Genomic DNA, 19,196 nt, shown 5'->3' with positions numbered 1-19,196 from the left:
GGCAGCGCGCGGCAATGAACCACGCGCCGCGTACGTCACATCAGAACGGATACTGCTTGTAGTTGGTCTTGTCGACATCAACCCAACCGGTACCGCGCACGATCACACCCTTGCCCGGGCCCTTGCTCACGGTGACTTTGTTGTATCCGGTGATGCCGAGGTCCGTACCGTTGTCGATGGTCTTGCCTTCCACCAACATCTGCGCGACCTTGTTCATTGCGAGACCGGCGAGCTTCGGGTCCCAGAACGCGATGCCGTTGACCGCTCCGCTTTCGAGGAACTTGCCTGCTTCAGTCGGCAGGCCCGTGCCATACACGCAGATCTTGCCGACCTTGCCCGCTTCTTCCACTGCACGGCCAATGCCGATCACATCCAGCGACGACGAGCCCTGAAAGCCCGTCAGATCCGGATGCTTGCGCAGCACTTCCTTCGCGACCTGATAAGCACGCTCGCCGTCGTTATTCGTTTCAAGCTTCGGCTCGACCAGATCCATTTTCGGATACTTGGCCTTTGCATTGCCGATACCGCCATCGGCCCATTGCACTTGCGAGCGGCTGCCGAGCGAGCCCACCAGCACGGCCCACTTACCCTGGCTTCCCATGCACTTCGCAAGACGTTCGTTCAAGCCCGCACCGTAGGCGGTGTTATCGAACGCTTCGATATCCACCATGGTGTTCTTCGCGTTGTCCGCTTCATGCGTGACGACCTTGATGCCGCGATCCATCGCCTTCTTGAGCGCGGGTTCGAGCGTCGGCGGATCATACGGCACGACTGCAATCGCCGTGACTTTCTTCGCGATCAAGTCTTCGATGATCTTCAGCTGTTGCGCGGCATCGGCACGCCCCGGCCCTGTCTGATACACGGAGATGTTCGGATTGTCCTTGCCGAACTGCTTTACGCCTTCGTCCATGCGATTGAACCAGTTGATGCCGGTCACTTTCACGACCGTCACGATGGTCTCGTTGTTCGCAGCTTGCGCGGCCGCAATGGCTCCTGCCGCAAGCGCGATTGCCGTGAGCGCGGTGGTGATTTTCTTGAGTTTCATAGTGCTGTCTCCTTTGCCTCTGTCACTTGGTCTCTTTATGAATCACGGGGAAATAAAAGCGTTTCAACGTCCGGTCGATGCGGGCGGTTGCGGCACCTTGCTGGAAGGCTTCGCGCCGCCTATACCGAAGATCGCGCGCACGCGTTCGCCACCTGCGAATGCAAGCGATGCAAGCAGCAAGAAACCCCACGCGCAGTCACCGAAGAATTGCGACACGCCGAGCAGATTGAACAGGCTCGACAGAAACTGCAAGACGGTCGCGGCAAGAAAGACGCAGACTATACGTCCATAGCCGCCAGCGGGATTCACGCCGCCCATGACCGCGATGAGGATTGCGATCAGCAAATAAGAATTGCCGTAATCCCATTTCGCGCTCGACGTATGCGTCGCGCTGATGAGTCCGGCAAGCGATGCAAGCACGCCGCAAAGACCATACGTGACGATCAGCATGCGCGTGCGCGGAATGCCCGCATAAAACGCGGCCTTCGGATTCGTGCCCATGAGATACAGCCGCAGACCGAACGGCGTGCGCTTCAATATCCAACCGAGCAACAAGACGGCGGCGACGAAGATCCACAACGATATGGGTACTTGCAGGAAGGTGCCGTTACCGATGTCGGAAAGCGGATCGACATATTCCACCCGCACCGAAGCACCGTTACTCAGCACCACCGCGATACCCGTGAATAGCAGTTGCGTGCCGAGCGTGCAGAGAATGGGCGTGAGCCTCAGCTTTGCGATCATCACGCCATTTAGGATACCGCCAAGCGCACCCATTGCCACGACGATGCATACGAACACGCCGGTATAGAGCGCCGGTGAGTCGTCGCCCGAGACCATTTGCGGCAGCAACATTGCCGCGACCATGCCGGACAGATTCGCGAGCCCCACTCCGGACAGATCGATCCCGCCATTGCCCGACACCATCGACAGCATGATGCCGAGTGCGAGCAGCCCGAGTTCGGGCAACTGTCCGCCCATCGACTGAAGATTGTCGATGTCGAGAAACTGTCCTTTGGAAAGCCATGTCGCGATGATCACGACCAGCAAGTTCACGCCGACCAGAAAGTTCAGCTGGCGATCGGCGAGCCACTTCGATCCCTTCATCGCACCTCACTCCTTTCGCCGAGCACAGCGTTGATTTCATCGAGACGCGGCATCGACGGAGCGGTGCCCGCGCGCGTCACCGAAAGGCTCGCCAGCGCGCAACCGAAGCGCACGGCAGCCAGCGCCGAATCGCCGCGTGCAAGCGCCGCTGCGAAGCCGCCTGTGAAGCCATCGCCCGCGCCTGCGGTCTCGACTACACGGCCGCAGTCGAAGGCCGGCACGAGTTCGGATTTGCCGCCCGACGTATGCAGCAATGCGCCCTTTTCTCCGAGCGTGACGATCACCGCACGCGCGCCCTTCTTGAGCAAGACATCCGATGCGCGGCGAGCGTCATCGACCGATTCGATCGCCACGCCCGTGAGCGCGGTTGCTTCCGTTTCATTGGGCGTGATGTAGTCGCAGAGCGGATAGATGTCGTCGGTGAGCGGAAGCGCCGGCGCGGGATTGAACACCGTTGTCACGCCATGCTTGCGCGCGAGTTCGAGACCACGACGCGCAGCGGGCAGCGGCTGTTCGAGTTGTGTGACGAACACGGATGCACGTGCGATATCCGCTTCGATCGCCTCGACGTCTTCGGGTCCAAGCGTGCCCGCAGCGCCGGCCGCCACGATGATCGCGTTGCCGCCTGTGTTTTCGTCGACGTAAATATGCGCGGCACCCGTGGCGATGTCGTCCAGCACGGTCGCACGCGATGCGATGCCTTCAGCCGCCCACGTTGCCTGTGCGATTTGGCCGAACGCGTCGTTGCCAATGCGCGTGCAGAAGATCACGTCGGCGCCCGCGCGCGCGGCCGCCACGGCTTGATTCGAGCCCTTGCCACCCGGACCCATTGCAAACGCCGAGCCTGCCACGGTTTCGCCAAGCAAGGGCATGCGTTGTGCACGGAACGCGAGGTCGGTGACGTAGATGCCGAGAATGACCACGCTCATCGCGCTTCTCCTTCAGACGCGTCGGCAGCGAGCTGCACGCCCTTCTTGAAGATGAAGCAGCCATAACCGCGCGCTTCGCCCGTGGCTATCACGCAATACGCATTCTTGGCGCGTTCGTAGAACGCAAAACGTTCGATCGGCGCGAAAGCCTGTGCACGCCCTTCTGCGTCGTCCACTTCGCGTTGCGCCTCGCGTTGCACGGCAGGCAAAGTAGTTGCATTGCCAACTACTTCCATGCGGCCTGCCGGATCTTCGACGAACGTATCGAGCGGCAACACCGAAAGCACGGCACGCACCGCACGCGGCGCGCTCGCGCCATCCATGCGCAGCACCTTGCCTAACACCGTTTTCCGGGCCACCGAGTCAGCGGGAAAATGAGCGTCGCAGATCACCACTTCGTCGCCATGTCCCATCGCGGCAAGCGCGTACAGGATGTCGGCATTCAATAGTGGATCGATATTCTTCAGCACAGCGTCTCCTCCATGCATGGGCGCGCTTCGTCCCGAAGTCTTCGCCCTTCAATTCTCACATGCGTACCGTCGATCAATCGCCGTACGGCACCCAGATATTCTTCACCTGCACGGCCTGCCGCAAGAACGGCAAGCCTTCGCTCGATGCATCGTGCCAGTCGAACACGCGACCGTTATCGACGAACGTGCGTTTCAGATTACCCACCGACTCACGTTCGGCCAGCGTCGAAAGGGCCGCGCCGTGGAAGCACCAGAGCGCGTCGACATCGTCGTGCTGCGCGAGCGTTTGAGCTAGCGAGCGTACATCGCCCGTGACGATATTGAGCGCACCGCCTGGCACATCCGACGTTTCCGCGATCTGATAGAAGTCCGTCGCCATCAGCGGACACGTCTCGCTCGGCACCGCGACCACGCGATTACCCAGCGCAAGCGCAGGCGCCACCAGCGACACGAAGCCGAGCAACGGCGCTTCGTCGGGGCACACCACGCCGATCACGCCGAGCGCTTCGTGCATGGCGAGCGCCACACCGTGCAAAGGCGGCGCATGCACCGCACCGTCGAATTTGTCGGACCATGCCGCATACGTGAAGAAACGCGCAATGGATGCTTCGACTTCGCGCTTCGCATCGCGGTCGCTGGACCCGGCACGCGTGACGAGTTGCCTTGCGAACTCATCGGCGCGCGCACTGAGATTCTCGGCCATGTAATACAGCACCTGCGCGCGATTATGCGCGCTTGCGGCCGTCCACTTCGTCATGCTGCGCGCAGCGGCCACCGCGTTCCGAATGTCCTTGCGATTGCCCTCGCCCACTTCGCCGACAATCTCGCCCGACGGCGAACGCACGAGCCGCGAATAGCCGCTATCGGGCCGCGCTTGCTTGCCGCCGATAAAGAGCTTCGCCGTGCGATCGATGGTGCTGACATTGCCCGTATCGAGCAACGCATCGGGCTGTGCCGGCGTTGCCTTCATTTCCCCGCGAACTGGCAGCTTCGCCCAGGCACGCGGTTTCAGGTATTCATAGACGCCTTCGCGTCCACCTTCGCGGCCAAAGCCCGACTCGCGATATCCGCCGAAGCCCACGGCTGCGTCGAAGAGATTGGTTGCATTGATCCACACGACGCCGCATTGCAGGCGCGGCGCAACGTCCAGCGCGCGGCTGATGTTCTCGCTCCACACGCTGGCCGCGAGACCATAGCGCGTGTTGTTGGCCAGTGCGACGGCTTCCTCGGGCGTGCGAAAGCTCATCGTCACGAGCACCGGACCGAAGATCTCTTCCTGCGCAAGCGTGCTTGCAGGCGCCACGTTGGTCACGAGCGTCGGCGGAAAAAACGCGCCGCCTTCGGGCAACGTGAGACGCGACGGCTGGAAGATGGCGCAGCCTTCGCTTTCGCCCTTGGCGAGGAGCGAACGAATACGTTCGAGTTGCACGTCATCGACGATAGCGCTCATGTCGATGCCTTTATCGAGCGACGTCCCGACCCGCAGCGTCTCCATGCGGCGCTTGAGCTTGTCGACGAAAGCCGCTTCGATGCCTTCCTGCACGAGCAAACGCGAACCCGCGCAGCACACTTGTCCTTGATTGAACCAGATGGCGTCGACCACGCCTTCGACCGCGCTATCGAGATCGGCATCGTCGAATACGATGAAGGGCGACTTGCCGCCCAGTTCGAGCGTGAGCGATTTTCCCGAGCCCGCCGTCGTCGCGCGAATCTGCCGACCCACTTCGGTCGATCCCGTGAACGCAATCTTCGCGACACGTGGATGCTCGACGAGCGCCGCACCCGTGCGGCCATCGCCCGTCACGACATTGAGCACGCCTGCCGGCAAGCCCGCGCGATGCGCCAGTTCGGCGAAGAGCAACGCGGTAAGCGGCGTGTATTCGGCCGGCTTGAGCACCACGCAATTGCCGAACGCGATAGCAGGCGCGATCTTCCAAGAAAGCATCAGCAGCGGAAAATTCCACGGCACGATTTGCCCGATGACACCGAGCGGCGCCCAGTCGGCGAACTCGCGATCCTGCAACTGCGCCCAACCCGCGTGATGCAGAAAATGCCTCGAAACAAGGGGGATATCGATGTCGCGCGACTCGCGAATCGGCTTGCCGTTGTCCAGCGATTCGAGCACGGCGAAGAGCCGCGCATGTCGCTGCACCATGCGCGAAAGCGCATAGAGATGCCGCGCGCGTCCCGCACCGCCAATCGCTTGCCAGCCTTCGAGCGCGGCTTGCGCGGCCGCCACGGCAGCCGCAACATCGGCATCGGTGCCTTGCGCGATGGACGCAAGTACGCGCCCTGTCGCCGGCTCGCGCGATTCGAAACGCTCGGCGTTGTCGTCATCGCGCCATGCGCCGTTGATGAAATGACCGAAACGGCCGGCGTGTTGATCGAGCCACGCGCGCACGGCGCGATCGTCTTCCGGTGCGGGTCCGTATTCCATCGAAGAAAAATATTCGGCTACGCTCATGAGGGCTGTGTGTTGGATGCGTGATGCGTGATTCAGGCGACGGGATGGCGATTGAACGACGAATACCGTCCGCTCACGTGATGTTCGAGTTGCCGCTCGATATCGGCGAGAAGGCTCGACGCGCCGATGCGGAACAACTCCGGTTCGAGCCATTCACGCCCGAGTTCTTCCTTCATGAGGATCTGATATTCGAGCGCGGTCTTGGCCGTCGAAACGCCGCCCGCAGGCTTGAAGCCGATGGCAACGCCGGTGCGCGCCAGATATTCGCGGATCATGCGCACCATGACGAGCGAGACGTCGAGCGTGGCGTTGACGCTTTCCTTCCCCGTCGATGTCTTGATGAAATCCGCGCCGGCCATCATGCAGATCATCGATGCCTTGGCGATGTTCGACAGCGTGCGGATGTCGCCCGTGCCGAGAATCGCCTTGACGTGCGCATTGCCGCAAGCGGCGCGGAAGTCGCGCATCTCGTCGTAGAGCGCCTTCCAGTTACCGGTCAACACGTACTCGCGGGTGACGACGATATCGATCTCTGCTGCGCCGTCCTTCACCGAGGCCTCTATCTCGCGCAACTTGAGTTCGTGCGGATTGAGACCAGCGGGAAAACCCGTGGAGACGGCCGCGACCGGAATGCCGCTCCCTTCGAGCGCGTTCACGGCGGCTTTGACATAGCGGTGATACACGCAAACCGCGCCTGTCCTGATCGATCCAGGCGTCATGCCGAGCGCTTCGAGCAAATCGTCTCGCACCGGGCGACGCGCCTTTGCGCAAAGACGTTCGACGCGCGCGGTGGTGTCGTCGCCGCTCAACGTGGTGAGGTCGATGCAGGTGATCGCCTTGAGCAGCCACGCGGCCTGTGCGTCCTTCTTGACCGCGCGACGCGTGCCAAGCGTGGACGCGCGGCGCAGCACGGCGGACTGATTCACGCGCAGGCCATCGAGCCATGAGAGGTCGAAGGGCACGCCAGGATTACGATCGCTCACATGCCCGGCTTGGACTTTCCCGGGCCACGCGACGACGGACTTCGTTGCAGTTTCCAGCATGAGATCGGGGTGCTGCGGTCTTGTGCGACGCACAACACGTTTTGATAGATTGATCTCATTCTAAATCACGTTTGTGAAGATCGTAACATAGGGAAAGTTCGGAGGCGCTATGGGAGGATTTAGGGCATGGGGCTTGCGGACGGTTTGCTTCCTTATACGCTGGAGTCCCCATGCATATCATTTGCCACATGATGTCCTCGCTCGATGGCCGCAGCCTTACCGACGGCTGGCATCTCGACTTTGCATCGCCGTGTTATGAAGAAACCGCCGCGACCTTCAAGGCCGATGCCTGGGCGTGCGGTCGCGTCACCATGCAGGAAATCTCGCACGGCAAGGACAAGGATTATCCGCGTGGCCTCGCCAAAGATCCTATCGAACGCACGGACCATTTCGCCAAACGCGACGCAAGCCAGTACGCAATTTCAATCGACCCTAAGGGCCGCGTGACGTGGAAGACGAACACGGCACTCGATTCGCATATCGTCGAAGTGCTCGCGGAAGATGTCGATGACGACTACCTCGCCTATCTGCAATCCATCGGCGCGTCCTACGTGTTCGGCGGAAAGAAGGATATCGAGCTCGCGCGCGTCGTGGAAACGCTTGAGCGCGAGTTGAAGATTGGCACGTTGATAGTCGAAGGCGGCGGGCATGTATCGGGCGCGTTCGTCAATGCGCAACTCGTCGATGAAGTCAGCGTGCTGATCGTGCCGCTCGTCGACGGCCGCGAGGCGCATCCCTCTTCATTCGAAGTGGCGACGGACAAATGGCAAAAGCCCGCTTATCTCAAGCTCGATTCGGCGAGGACGCTCGATAACGACATGGTGTGGCTGCGTTATAAGCGCAAGGACTAGGCTAACGCATCCACGCGCGCGAGGAACGCCAGCAATTCGCCGACAATCGCTTCGGGCGCATCTTCCTGCATGAGATGCCCCGAGCACGCCACTCGGGTGAACCGCGCGCCCGGAATGCGCGAAGCCAATTCGACGCCGCGTTTCGCTGGAATCCACTGGTCTTCCTCGCCCCAAAGAACCGTCACGGGGCAACGCAAATCGCCAAAGCGTGCTTCGATTTCATCGGTATAACGCTGGTCCATCTGCGCGATCTGTCTGTAGAAAGCCGCCTGTCCCGGTTCGCCGATCCACGGCCGCGTGTAGATGCGCAGCACGTCTTCCGAAAGCGGCCGATGCGCCGCGCCTTGCACATAAGCATCGACCATGGCGCGGTGTATGTAGGGCGGCACGCCTGCGAACGCACTCTCATGCTCACGAACGTGCAGCACGAAGGGCGATCCCCACGGCGACAGCGCGACAGGGTCGATCAGCATCAAGGAACGATAAACGGAGCCGTTCAATAACGCGGCCCGCAACGAAGTGGCGCCACCGAAGTCGTGCGCGAGCACGTCGGGCAACGCGCCCTTCCAGTCACGCTTCCAGTGATCGAGCAATGCCGCGAGCACGCGATTCTGCACGCCGAGCGATACGTCCTGCCCCTCGCGCTTGTCCGACTCACCGTATCCCAGAAGATCGAAGTAATGCACGCGATGCGTCCGCGCCATCACCGGCGCAATCCGCCGCCATACCTGCGATGAGAACGGCGTGCCGTGCACCATCACGAGCGGCGCGCCCTCGCCTATCGCGCCATAACGGATAGCCTGACCTTCGAAGTCGAAAACCTGGTCGAGCGGCAATGCGCCCGCTGATGAATCGCTCATGGCTCGCTGTCTGCGTTGGATGTGGTCCGACAGCATAAACCACGAACGCGAAATCGGCCGCAACTCTGTTTGCAACCCGTTTTGATGATACGAGTCGCGGCCGGTTGCCTTGCTTAACGCAGATTCGTGCGCGCCAGCTCGACGATTTCGTCGCCACGGCCGCTCAAAATAGCACGCAGCATGTAGAGACTGAAGCCCTTCGCTTGCGATAGCTCGATGGTCGGCGGCATCGCCAATTCATGCTTGGCGGTGACGACATCGACGAGCGCGGGGCCGTCGTGCGCGAAGGCATCGCGCAATGCGCCCACCAGTTGCTCCGACTCTTCCACGCGCACCGACCATATGCCCACGCCCTTCGCAATCTGCGAGAAGTCGGTCTTGCTGAGATCGACATTGGTGTCGAGATAACCGCCCGCCTTGAGCTCCATCGACACGAAGCCGAGCAAGCTGTTATTGAAAACGACGACCTTGATCGGCAGCTTCAACTGAATGGCGCTCAAGAGATCGCCTAGCAGCATGGACAAACCGCCATCGCCCGACAGTGAGACCACTTGCCGTTGCGGATGCGCCGCTTGCACGCCGAGCGACTGCGGCATTGCGTTCGCCATGGAACCGTGATTGAACGAGCCATGCAACTGACGCTTGCCGTTCATCGTGAGGTAGCGCGCGGCCCACAACGTGGGCGTGCCGACATCGACGGTAAAGATGGCATCCTCGGCGGCGATGTCATCGACCAGCTTCGTGAGATATTGCGGATGAATCGGACGGCCAGGCGCCGAAGGTGTCGCGTAGTGATCGAGATCCTTGCGTGCATCTGCATAGTGCTTGAGCGCGTTGTCGAGGAAGCGTCGTTCCGTCTTGCGCGTGAGCTTGGGCAAGAGCGCCGTGAGCGTCTCCTTGATGGTGCCGACGATACCCATGTCGAGCGGCGTGCGCTTGCCGAGCTGCGCCCCGCGCCAGTCTATCTGCACGACCTTCGCGTGCGGCGGATAGAACGGCCGATAAGGGAAGTCGCAACCGAGCAGCACGAGCGTATCGCAGGACATCATGGCGTGATAGCCCGAGCTGAAGCCGATCAAGCCCGTCATGCCGACATCGAAAGGATTGTCGTATTCGATGAATTGCTTGCCGCGCAACGCATGCACGACCGGCGCTCCGAGTGTATCGGCAAGCGCGACCACTTCGTCGTGCGAGCCCGCTACACCGCTGCCGCACATGATGGTCACGGCTTCGCAGCCGTTGAGCATGGCCGCGAGTGTGTCGAGTTGCGATTCGGCTGGAACGATTGCGCTCGGCTCGCTTGCGGTCCACCGTGGTTCGACTCCGGGTCCGTCGCTCAAGGCAACATCGCCCGGCAGCACGATTACCGCGACGCCACGTTGATCGAGCGCCGCGCGCATCGCACGTTCGAGCACGCGCGGGAACTGCGATGCGTTCGACACCAGTTCGACGAAGTGACTGCATTCCTTGAAGAGCTCTTGCGGATGCGTTTCCTGAAAGTATCCGAGGCCGATTTCCGTCGATGGAATATGCGCGGCAATGGCCAGCACGGGCTGTTGGTTACGATGACAGTCGTAAAGCCCGTTGATGAGATGCAGATTGCCGGGACCGCAACTGCCCGCGCAGACGGCGAGCTTGCCGGAAGAAGCTGCGTCCGCGCCCGCGGCAAAGGCCGCGGCTTCTTCGTGGCGAGTATGCATCCAACGGATAGACCCGACTTTATCGAGGCTGTAGGCAAGCCCGTTGAGGCTGTCGCCCGTCACGCCCCAGATGCGTTCGACGCCCGCAGCGGCAAGCGTCTTTGCCAGATAATCGGCGATGGTGCTTTTGGCCATGTTCACTCCAATGACATACAGGTTTCGTTGGACGGTTGCACGTGTACTTAGACAGAAGAAATATCACAGTGCACGCTGACGCGTCGTAAACCGTGCTGTCATACCAAGGGCCCGGTCCGAAGACCAGGCCCCTGGTGAAGCGTTTTCCAAGGTCGTCGAGCGTTATTTCATCGACATCAGATGCGGCAGAAACTGCGGAATATGCGGGAAGAAAATGATCAGCAGTAAGTCGATCACGAGCGCGAGAATGAAAGGCAGAATCGCACGCGTCGCCTTTTCGACCGATACACCACCAATGGACGCCGCCGTGAAGAGGCAGAAGCCAATAGGTGGAAGATTGATGCCGATAGCCGAATTGATCAGCACGATCACGCCGAATACGACGGGATCGATATGCATCTGCACGACGAGCGGCAGGAACACCGGGATTATCACCGCGATACTCGAAATGGTTTCGAGCACCGTATGCGCCGCGATCAGAAACAGATTGATGAGAATGAGCAGGATGATCGCGCTCGTCGTGATCGCAAGGAAACTGTTCGCCACATGCAAGGGAATTTGCGCTTCGATCAGATACCGGCCGAGCACGAACGCAAGACCCAACAGGAACGACACGCGCGTCGTGTTCACCGACGTCTTGACGAGAATCTCCTTGAAATGCGAGAGCTTCAAGGTGCGGAAGATGAACGCGCTCACCAGCGTGACGTACACCGCCGCAACCACGCCTGCCTCGACCGGCGTGAAGATGCCGCCAAGGATGCCGCCCAGAATGATGATCGGCGTGAGCAAGGCCCAGAATGCTTCGCGAAACGTAGTCCACAACTTGCGTGCGCTGAACGGCTCCACCGCGCTGTAGTCGTTGCGCACGGCGGTCACGTAGTTCACGATCATGAACGAAGCGACCACTAGGAGCATCGGCAAGATACCGGCAATAAACATCGTGCCTACCGATACATTCGCCGTGTAAGCATAGACGAGCATGCTCATCGATACCGGCGAAAGCAGCCCGAGCGACCCCGCCGCCGATTGCAATGCCACCGCGAACGCACGCGAATAGCCCTTCTTCACCATGCCCGGAATCATCACGGAGCCGATCGCCGCCGTATCCGCCGTGGCCGATCCCGAGAGGTCCGCGAAGAACATGCTCGCGACAATCGTGACCTGTCCGATACCGCCACGCATGAAGCCGACGAGCGCTTGCGAAAACTCGATGATGCGTCGCGAAACGCCGCCCGAATCCATGATCGCGCCCGTGAGCATGAAGAACGGAATCGCGAGCAGACCCACGTTATTGAGGTTCGAGAAGAGCTGTTGCGGAATGACGAGCAGCGGCGTGCCATTGATCGACAACGCCAGCGTCGCCGCGATACCAATACAGATGGCCACCGGTACACCGAGGCCGAGCAGCCCCGCGCCTAGAGCGATTGCCCACATGATGTCTTTATCCTAGAGATGGTCGGACACGCCTTCGATCAAAGCGGCGTTGGTCTGCGTCTGCGGCGCGAGGTGCGACACGACGATGCGCACCAGCGAATGAAACACGAGCAACGCGCCGCACACGGGAATGGAAAGATACGGATAGACCATCGAGATGGGAATCGATGCGGCCGTCTCCGTGCCCATCAACGCGAGCATGTCCGAGCCATACGCGACGAACACGGCGCCGAGCGCGAGAATCGCGCAGTCCGTGAAGTCCTTGAGCAAGGGCGCGATCGCCGCCGGCACGCGATCGGCCAGCACGCGCACTTCAGGATGTGCGCGTAACTTGACGCCTGCCGCCGCACCCAGGCACGTGAGCCAGACGAAGAGATACGCCGCGGCTTCGTCGGACCACGAAAGCGAGTCGTGCAGCACGAAGCGGAACACGACCCCGAGACCGGCGACGATCACCGCTGCCAGCAAGAGGCAACTGCTGACGAACAGGTTCAGCTTCAGAACCATGTCGTCGATGAACATCAAGCCACGCGCGAGCTTTTCCATACGGGTTTCCTCCGGCACTTCCGGTGACAAAGGCGTCATTTGGATGCCACGGACGAGGCCTGCTTGGCCGCGTTCATCTCGGCGTAGAGCGCGGCGCCATCCGGAATCTTCGCAACGAGTTCGTCACGCGCGGACTTCGTGGCTTCGGCCCACGGCGCAGTGTCGACCATCGTCACTTGAATGCCCTTGGCCTTCATCGTCGCGAGTGCGGCGTCGTATTCGCGCTTGTACTCCTTCAGGTCGAAATCGGCGGCGACCGCGGCTGACTCTTGAAAAGCCTTCTGGTCAGCAGGCGACAGCTTGGTCCAGGCGCTCTTGCTCATCGCGAGCACGACGGGCAGGTAGTTCACGTGCGTCACATAGAAATGCTTGGCGACGTCGGAGAACTTGTCCTGCACGAATTGCTCGGGCGATGTGTCCGCGCCATCGACGAGGCCTTGCGACAGCGCGAGGAACAACTGGTTATAGGCGAGCGGCGTGGGGTTCGCGCCGAGCGCCTTATAGCCCGCGATATAGCCGGGGCTTTGCATCACGCGCACCTTCAGGTCCTTCATGTCGGCAAGCGACGTGACCGGACGCTTGGTCGTGAAGAGATTGCGTTCGCCGACAGCAAGCCACGTAAGACCGACCATGTTGACCGGCTGCATCATGTCGAGATACTTGCGGCCGACGGGTCCTTGCAGCACCTTGTTCGCCTCATCCATGCTGCTGAAGAGATAAGGCATGTCGAAAATTTGCCATTGCTTGATCGTATTGTCGATAGGCGCTTGCGCGGAGATCATGAGTTCCTGCGTGCCGGTGCGCAACGCCTGCGCCATCTGCACTTCGCCCCCGAGTTGCGATTGGGGAAAGAGCTGAATCTCGACATGGCCATGCGTGCGTTGCGCGACTTCCTTGGCGAAGACCTGCGCGGTCAGTTGATAGTGATTGTCCGGTGCGAGCGTATGGCCAAGCTTCATCACGACCTTGTCCTGCGCCATCGCGCTGCCTGTTGCGGCGACGCACAATGCGGCGAGCACGGCGCTCATCGTCACGCGCAACGAGCGATGCGCCTTGAAAAGCGAATTCATGTTGTCTCCTTCCCACGTTCTTCACGATATGGACACCGCCTTCTGCCTCTTCTTGTGCCTCATGTGTCGTGCATGTCGAAGAGCGACGGGTTGACGCAAGTATTTGTGATCGCGTCAACGGTGCGTTAGGACCAGGCTCCAGATTTCTTGTACTTTTTAACGCTGGTTTCCATGCAAACGCGACGTGACGCTAAAAAGTCCAAAAGATCGCGCGAACCGTCCTACCGCGTGAACCAAGCGCATCTTTAAAGTGACTTCCACGTTGACGGTGTGTCGCTCGCAAGCGATACGCCGTGTTTACCCCACCTAATACACTGGTTCGTCAACATGGCCAAACGCCCGCACATGGACTGTTATGCAATCGGCGATACCGCCGATTTCGCAAAGACCGTATCCGAATACGACATCTATGGATTTGCCGGGATAGTCGGCGACTTTTACGCCGTGCATCTGAACGAAGAGTTCGCCAAGACCACGCGCTTCGAGAAGCGCATTGCGCAAGGCTGTCTCTCGGTCGGCTTTCTTTCGACAGTCATGGGCCATATGGCGGCGAAGGCGCCGAGTCCGGGCGCGGTGTCGTATCGCTATGACATCACGTTCAATGCGCCGGTGTTTATAGGCGATACGGTCACTGCGCGTCTCACGCTCGAAGAGAAGGATGAAGAGCGCAACGTGTGCGTATTCGTCGCCGATGTCACGCGGCAAGACGGCGTGGTCGTGGCATCGGGCAAGACTTACCTCAAGGTGCTGTGACACGATGCTGATGAACACCTCGCCCGTCATAGCGGAACAGCACGGCGCGCTGCGTCTCCTGACGCTCAACCGCGCCGATAAACTCAATGCCTTCACGCCGGAAATGCTCGCGGCGCTCGAAGCAGGACTCGACGATGCACTCGCCGACGATGCAACGCGCGTTATCGCCATCACGGGTAGCGGTCCCAAGGCCTTCGCTGCCGGCAACGATATCGAGCGACTGGTCACGCTCGACAGCGCGGGCGCGTATCGTGACATGGTAGCCGGGCAGCGCGCGTTGTTGCGCCTGCATGAAAGCGCCAAGCCGACCATCGCAATGGTCAATGGCTTCGCGCTAGGCGGCGGTTTCGAATTGGCGCTTGCCTGCGACTTCGTGATTGCATCGACGAAAGCGAGCTTCGGGTTTCCCGAGATCACGCTCAATACCATGCCAGGCTGGGGTGGCACGCAACTCGCCGTCGCCAAGATGGGGCTCGCCTGCGCCAAGCGATTCGTGTTGAGCGGGCGGCGTCATACGGCTCAGGAATGCGCGTCGTTCGGCTTTCTGCACGAGATCGTCGAACACGATGCATTGTTCGATACAGTGCGCGAGTTCGCCGAAACACTCGCCGTCTACGACCCCTTCGCAATGGAAATGGCGAAGCGCGCGCTCAATCGCGCGAACGAAATGCCCTTGTCCGCAGGACTCGACTTTGAAGCAGCGCAATACGCGGTGAATTTCACGAGTGAAGGCGCGCGCGCGGGCTTGAGGCAGTTCATGGAAAAGCGCCTTGCACGGCGCGCCTCGACCGTGACGGTGACTGAATGAGCACGATACATCGTTTGCCTCACTGGCTCGGCGAAGAGCACGCCATGATTCGTGAAGCCGTTCGCCGCTTTGCCGACAAAGAGATTGCACCGCATTCCGAGGAGCTCTGGGAGCAAGAAGCCTTTCCCTACGATATCTGGCGTCAAGCCGGCGAGCTTGGCTTCACCGGCCTGCCTTATGCGGAGCAATGGGGCGGTGGCGGTGGCGACTGGCTTTCGTTTGTCATCGTGCTAGAAGAACTGGCGCGCGTGGATTGCGCGGTCGCGAACGCCTTGATGGCCAATTCGACTGTCGCGAGTCTCTTGTCGAACTACGGCACCTCGACGCAAAAGGACCTTTATTTAAGGCCTATTCTCGAAGGCCGCCAGATCGGTTCGATCGGTTTGTCCGAGCCCGATGCGGGATCGGATGCGGCCAACATCGCCACACGTGCGCACTTCGATGGCGAGCGCTGGGTCATCGATGGTGCGAAGACTTTCATCAGCAACTCGGGCACTGAACTCGGCGGGCCGGTGGTAATCGCGGCTGTGACCGGTACGCGTGCCGATGGCAAGAAAGAGATTTCGAACTTCATCGTGCCTTCGGACACTACTGGCTATCAAACGGGCCGCAAGCTGCGCAAGATCGGCTGGCGCGCTTCGATCACGCACGAGTTGTTCTTCGAAAACTGCGCAATTCCCGCAGAGAATTTGCTTGGTGAACGCGGCGCGGGTTTGCGTCAGACGCTCGCGCAGATCAGCACAGGCCGCATTTTAATCGGCGCGCTTGCGCTCGGCATCTTGCAAGGCTCGCTCGAACGGTCCGTCGAATACATGAAGACGCGCCGCGCGTTCGGCCGCGCGATAGCGGAGTTTCAAGGCCTGCAATTCAAGGTCGCCGACATGGCGACGCACGCGCATGCCGCACGTCTCATGCTTTACGACGCCGCCACATTGAAGGACAGCGGCGCGCCGTTCGACATGCAGGCATCGCAAGCCAAGCTCTTCGCCTCGGAACAGGCGATGCACGCAGCGCATCAGGCTTTGCAGATACACGGCGGTTACGGCGTGATGGCGGAGTATCCGGTAGCGCGCGCATTCGGCGACGCCAAGGTGCTCGAGATCGTCGAAGGGACATCCGAAATACAACGCATGATCATCGCGCGTGCGGCGCTTGCCTGATAACGCGCGGACGAAGGGGGAGTTTATGCTGGAAGGCATCAAGGTACTGAGTTTCACCCACTTTCTGCAAGGGCCCGCCGCCGTGCAGATGCTCGCCGATGTCGGTGCTGACGTCATCAAGATCGAGCCACCGGGCGGCGCGTTCGAGCGAAGCTGGACCGGCGCGGACGCTTTCGTCGAAGGCGTGAGCGTGTTCTTTCTGCTGGGCAATCGCAATCAGCGCAGCATCTCGCTCGACTTGCGTGAGGAAGCCGCGCGTGAAATCGTGTGGCGTCTGATCCGCGAAGCCGACGTATTGATAGAGAACTACCGCCCCGGTGTGCTCGACAAGATGGGCTTCGGCTATGCGCAAGTGCACGAGGTCAACCCGAGTCTCGTGTATTGCTCGTGCACGGGTTATGGATCGTCGGGTCCCTATCTCAAGCGCCCGGGACAAGACCTGCTATTACAAGCGATGAGCGGCATGACCATGCTTTCAGGTGAAGCCGATTCGCCGCCGACGCCTGTAGGCTCCGCTATTGTCGATCAACATGCAGCGGTGCTGGCAGCGTTTGGCGTGGTTGCTGCACTTCAGTCGCGCGAACGCACGGGTGTGGGTACGCGTGTCGAGAGCAATTTGCTGAACGCGGCACTGGATTTGCAGATCGAGCCTTTCACGTACTACATGAACAAGGGACCGCTCTGGCAGCGCACCCAGCCGCCAACGGGCAGCCGCTTTCATCCTGCGCCCTATGGCGTCTATAAAACGCTCGACGGTTATATCGCGATCTCGCTTACACCGACGCAGAAGCTCTCCAATGCGCTCGATGTCCCCGCGCTCGCCGAGTTCACGCATCCGAAAGACAACGTGCGGCGTCGCGATGAAATCAATCGACTGGTCTATGACGCGTTGACCAGGCGCACGACAGAAACATGGATGCGCGTCTTCGAGGAGCACGATATCTGGTTCGCGCCGGTCAACGACTACGAGCAGGTCGAGGTCGACCCTCAAGTCGCGCATAACCAGATGATCATGTCGTTCGAACACGAAGAGGCGGGACCAATACGCGTACTTGCGCATCCGGTGCGCTATGACGGCGAGGCGCCGCCCATGCGACGGCATCCGCCGCGACAGGGCGAGCACACACGTGAGGTGCTGGCCGAACTGGGTTATGACACTACGCGGATCGACGAACTGGTCGATGCCGGCATCGCGCTGACTTCGAGGAGAAATGCATGAGCGCCCAACTACACGCTGCTCCCGCAGCACCCGAACTGCTGCGCTTCGACGATGTGGAAATCGGCCGCTCGCAGGTGGACGTCCACACCGTGGTCGAATCGGCGGTCAATGCGTTCGGTCATCTGTCGGGCGATCTGAATCCCCTGCACATGGAGCAAGCGTTTGCGGAGCGCTCACCGTTCGGAAGACGCGTCGTGCACGGCCTGTTGACGGCCTCGCTCGTCTCGGCCGCACACACGCGACTGACCGGTCCGGGCTTCGCTTATGTCGGACAAGAACTGCGTTTTCTGGGGCCAGTGTTCATCGACGACACCATCACCATCAACGTGACCGTGGTGGAGAAGAAGGACGCCAAGCGAATTCTCGTGATGGACACCATGGTTCGCAATCAACGCGGCAAGGTCGTGCTGAGCGGGCTTTCCGCGCTAAAAGAACTCAAGTTCGAATGAGACGCGTCGGGGAATCCGCCAGTTACGGGCGGCGCAAGCATTCGTTAGACTCGGATGCAGCGCCGCGAAAACGAGCGCAGCACGAATGAAGCGCCGCCCGCAGGAGACGAAAGTTGAGTACCGCATGTGGTTGCCACGTTCCGGTCATCAAGATCGAGAACTACGAATATGGCGCGCACGTCAAGTCGATGGACTTCCACTTTGCGCCGCTCGAAGTCATGAAGTCGACACTGCCTTATCCGCATCGGCATGACTTCTATCACATCGCCTGGGTGGTGACGGGCACGGGTCATCATGTCATCGACTCGGTGCGTTACGAGGTGCGTCCGCAGTCGCTGTTCTTCATGGCACCAGGCCAGATACACGACTTCGTTCTATCCCCCGATACGGTCGGCTGGTCGATCAGCTTCTCATCCGAGTTCTTTTCGTTTCGCGTGCAGAACCGGCATTCGGAAACCGAAGTGCCGGTGCACGACTTCGATCAGCTTGCCGCAGCGGTCTATCTGAACGACGCGCAAGCGCATGAAATGATGCGTCTCATCGACGGCATGATGGACGAGTATCGCTCGGAACTGCACGGCCATCAGGATGCAATCTGGGCTTATCTGCGTATCTTTTTGCTCAAGGCCGCGCGCATGAGCAGCGCGGCGGCGGTCACGGAGTCGGGCACGTCGCGTAACGTGTTGTTGTCGCGCCGCTTCAAGAGCCTTCTGGAGAAGCATTTTCGCTCGATGAACGATGCCGCCGACTATGCGCGTCTGCTCAACGTGACCGAGCGCGCGCTCAACGAAGCCACGCGCGCGGCGCTCGGCAGCACGGCTGCAAAGCTGATACGCGAACGCGTCATGCTCGAAGCCAAGCGCTTGCTGCTGCATTCCGAAGTGAACGTCGCGGAGATCGCATCGCAACTCTCTTTCGACGACCCCGCTTATTTCAGCCGGTGCTTTCGCAAGCACACAGGCCGCTCACCGATCGACTATCGCCGCAGCCTCGACAAGTTGCATATTTGAACGCGCATTCGGTATTCCATGCAGAAATGTCCAACAGATCCCGCGTTTCATCCTAACGTCGCGTGAGCATGGGTTTTTAGAATCGACGTGCGTGTTCAACGTATTCTGCAACCCACTTGCATGAGACAAGCGCGAATTAAGCG

At 60.4% G+C, this 19,196-nt stretch carries 18 protein-coding genes; 7 read left to right on the top strand and 11 right to left on the bottom strand.

The window, feature by feature from the left end:
- Positions 1-40: 40 nt before the first annotated feature.
- From NCT04_RS24060 to deoC, 6 genes are all read right to left on the bottom strand, one after another.
- On the bottom strand, positions 41-1,045 hold the full coding sequence (locus tag NCT04_RS24060) for an autoinducer 2 ABC transporter substrate-binding protein (RefSeq protein WP_250468013.1): 1,005 nt from the start codon (positions 1,043-1,045) through the stop codon (positions 41-43).
- 63 nt (positions 1,046-1,108) lie between these two features.
- Positions 1,109-2,152 (bottom strand): ABC transporter permease, encoded by a 1,044-nt coding sequence (locus NCT04_RS24055; RefSeq protein ID WP_250468012.1) that lies wholly within the window; start codon positions 2,150-2,152, stop codon positions 1,109-1,111.
- On the bottom strand, positions 2,149-3,081 hold the full coding sequence (gene rbsK / locus NCT04_RS24050; protein WP_250468011.1) for a ribokinase: 933 nt from the start codon (positions 3,079-3,081) through the stop codon (positions 2,149-2,151). The genes NCT04_RS24055 and rbsK overlap by 4 nt, the downstream gene beginning before the upstream one ends.
- Entirely contained in the window at positions 3,078-3,551 is a 474-nt protein-coding gene (locus tag NCT04_RS24045) for an RbsD/FucU family protein (protein WP_244831365.1), read from the bottom strand. Before NCT04_RS24045 ends, rbsK begins: the two co-directional genes overlap by 4 nt.
- Before the next feature lie 73 nt (positions 3,552-3,624).
- Entirely contained in the window at positions 3,625-6,015 is a 2,391-nt protein-coding gene (locus NCT04_RS24040) for an aldehyde dehydrogenase family protein (RefSeq protein ID WP_250468010.1), read from the bottom strand.
- Between the two features lie 32 nt (positions 6,016-6,047).
- The gene (deoC, locus tag NCT04_RS24035; RefSeq protein ID WP_250468009.1) at positions 6,048-7,058 is read right to left on the bottom strand and encodes a deoxyribose-phosphate aldolase; all 1,011 of its coding nucleotides are present in this window, start codon (positions 7,056-7,058) and stop codon (positions 6,048-6,050) included.
- Between the two features lie 170 nt (positions 7,059-7,228).
- Between deoC and NCT04_RS24030 the strand changes: the two genes are divergently transcribed.
- Positions 7,229-7,909: a dihydrofolate reductase family protein gene (locus NCT04_RS24030; protein ID WP_250468008.1), complete on the top strand. Its 681-nt coding sequence runs from the start codon at positions 7,229-7,231 to the stop codon at positions 7,907-7,909.
- Here NCT04_RS24030 and NCT04_RS24025 read toward each other — a convergent pair.
- The 5 genes from NCT04_RS24025 to NCT04_RS24005 all read right to left on the bottom strand — a co-directional run bounded on the left by NCT04_RS24025 (position 7,906) and on the right by NCT04_RS24005 (position 13,654).
- Positions 7,906-8,769 (bottom strand): alpha/beta fold hydrolase, encoded by an 864-nt coding sequence (locus tag NCT04_RS24025; RefSeq protein ID WP_250468007.1) that lies wholly within the window; start codon positions 8,767-8,769, stop codon positions 7,906-7,908. The two genes, NCT04_RS24030 and NCT04_RS24025, sit on opposite strands and share 4 nt — an antisense overlap.
- 113 nt (positions 8,770-8,882) lie before the next feature.
- On the bottom strand, positions 8,883-10,604 hold the full coding sequence (gene poxB, locus NCT04_RS24020; RefSeq protein WP_250468006.1) for a ubiquinone-dependent pyruvate dehydrogenase: 1,722 nt from the start codon (positions 10,602-10,604) through the stop codon (positions 8,883-8,885).
- A gap of 162 nt (positions 10,605-10,766) precedes the next feature.
- Entirely contained in the window at positions 10,767-12,038 is a 1,272-nt protein-coding gene (locus NCT04_RS24015; protein WP_244831359.1) for a TRAP transporter large permease, read from the bottom strand.
- Positions 12,039-12,050: 12 nt separating this feature from the next.
- Complete coding sequence (locus NCT04_RS24010) at positions 12,051-12,623, bottom strand: TRAP transporter small permease (protein ID WP_244831358.1); 573 nt, start codon at positions 12,621-12,623, stop codon at positions 12,051-12,053.
- Positions 12,620-13,654, bottom strand: a complete 1,035-nt coding sequence (locus NCT04_RS24005; RefSeq protein WP_244831357.1) for a TRAP transporter substrate-binding protein — start codon at positions 13,652-13,654, stop codon at positions 12,620-12,622. Before NCT04_RS24005 ends, NCT04_RS24010 begins: the two co-directional genes overlap by 4 nt.
- Before the next feature lie 327 nt (positions 13,655-13,981).
- Here NCT04_RS24005 and NCT04_RS24000 point away from each other — a divergent pair, with 327 nt between their 5' ends.
- From NCT04_RS24000 to NCT04_RS23975, 6 genes are all read left to right on the top strand, one after another.
- Positions 13,982-14,407, top strand: a complete 426-nt coding sequence (locus NCT04_RS24000) for a MaoC family dehydratase (RefSeq protein WP_244831356.1) — start codon at positions 13,982-13,984, stop codon at positions 14,405-14,407.
- Between the two features lie 4 nt (positions 14,408-14,411).
- A complete protein-coding gene (locus NCT04_RS23995) occupies positions 14,412-15,215 on the top strand; it encodes an enoyl-CoA hydratase/isomerase family protein (RefSeq protein ID WP_244831355.1) in 804 nt (267 codons plus the stop codon).
- On the top strand, positions 15,212-16,375 hold the full coding sequence (locus tag NCT04_RS23990; RefSeq protein ID WP_250468005.1) for an acyl-CoA dehydrogenase family protein: 1,164 nt from the start codon (positions 15,212-15,214) through the stop codon (positions 16,373-16,375). The genes NCT04_RS23995 and NCT04_RS23990 overlap by 4 nt, the downstream gene beginning before the upstream one ends.
- Positions 16,376-16,400: 25 nt before the next feature.
- Positions 16,401-17,594, top strand: coding sequence for a CaiB/BaiF CoA transferase family protein (locus tag NCT04_RS23985; RefSeq protein ID WP_250468004.1), 1,194 nt, complete (start codon positions 16,401-16,403; stop codon positions 17,592-17,594).
- A complete protein-coding gene (locus NCT04_RS23980; RefSeq protein ID WP_244831352.1) occupies positions 17,591-18,043 on the top strand; it encodes a MaoC family dehydratase in 453 nt (150 codons plus the stop codon). Before NCT04_RS23985 ends, NCT04_RS23980 begins: the two co-directional genes overlap by 4 nt.
- A 113-nt stretch (positions 18,044-18,156) precedes the next feature.
- Positions 18,157-19,053 (top strand): helix-turn-helix domain-containing protein, encoded by an 897-nt coding sequence (locus NCT04_RS23975; RefSeq protein WP_244831351.1) that lies wholly within the window; start codon positions 18,157-18,159, stop codon positions 19,051-19,053.
- The last annotated feature ends 143 nt before the right edge of the window (positions 19,054-19,196 follow it).

This window comes from Caballeronia sp. GAFFF2 (assembly GCF_023631485.1).
Classification (GTDB): Bacteria; Pseudomonadota; Gammaproteobacteria; order Burkholderiales; family Burkholderiaceae; genus Caballeronia.
The sequence above is the reverse complement of the archived record's forward strand: the minus strand, read 5'-3'. Positions and strand labels throughout refer to the sequence as shown.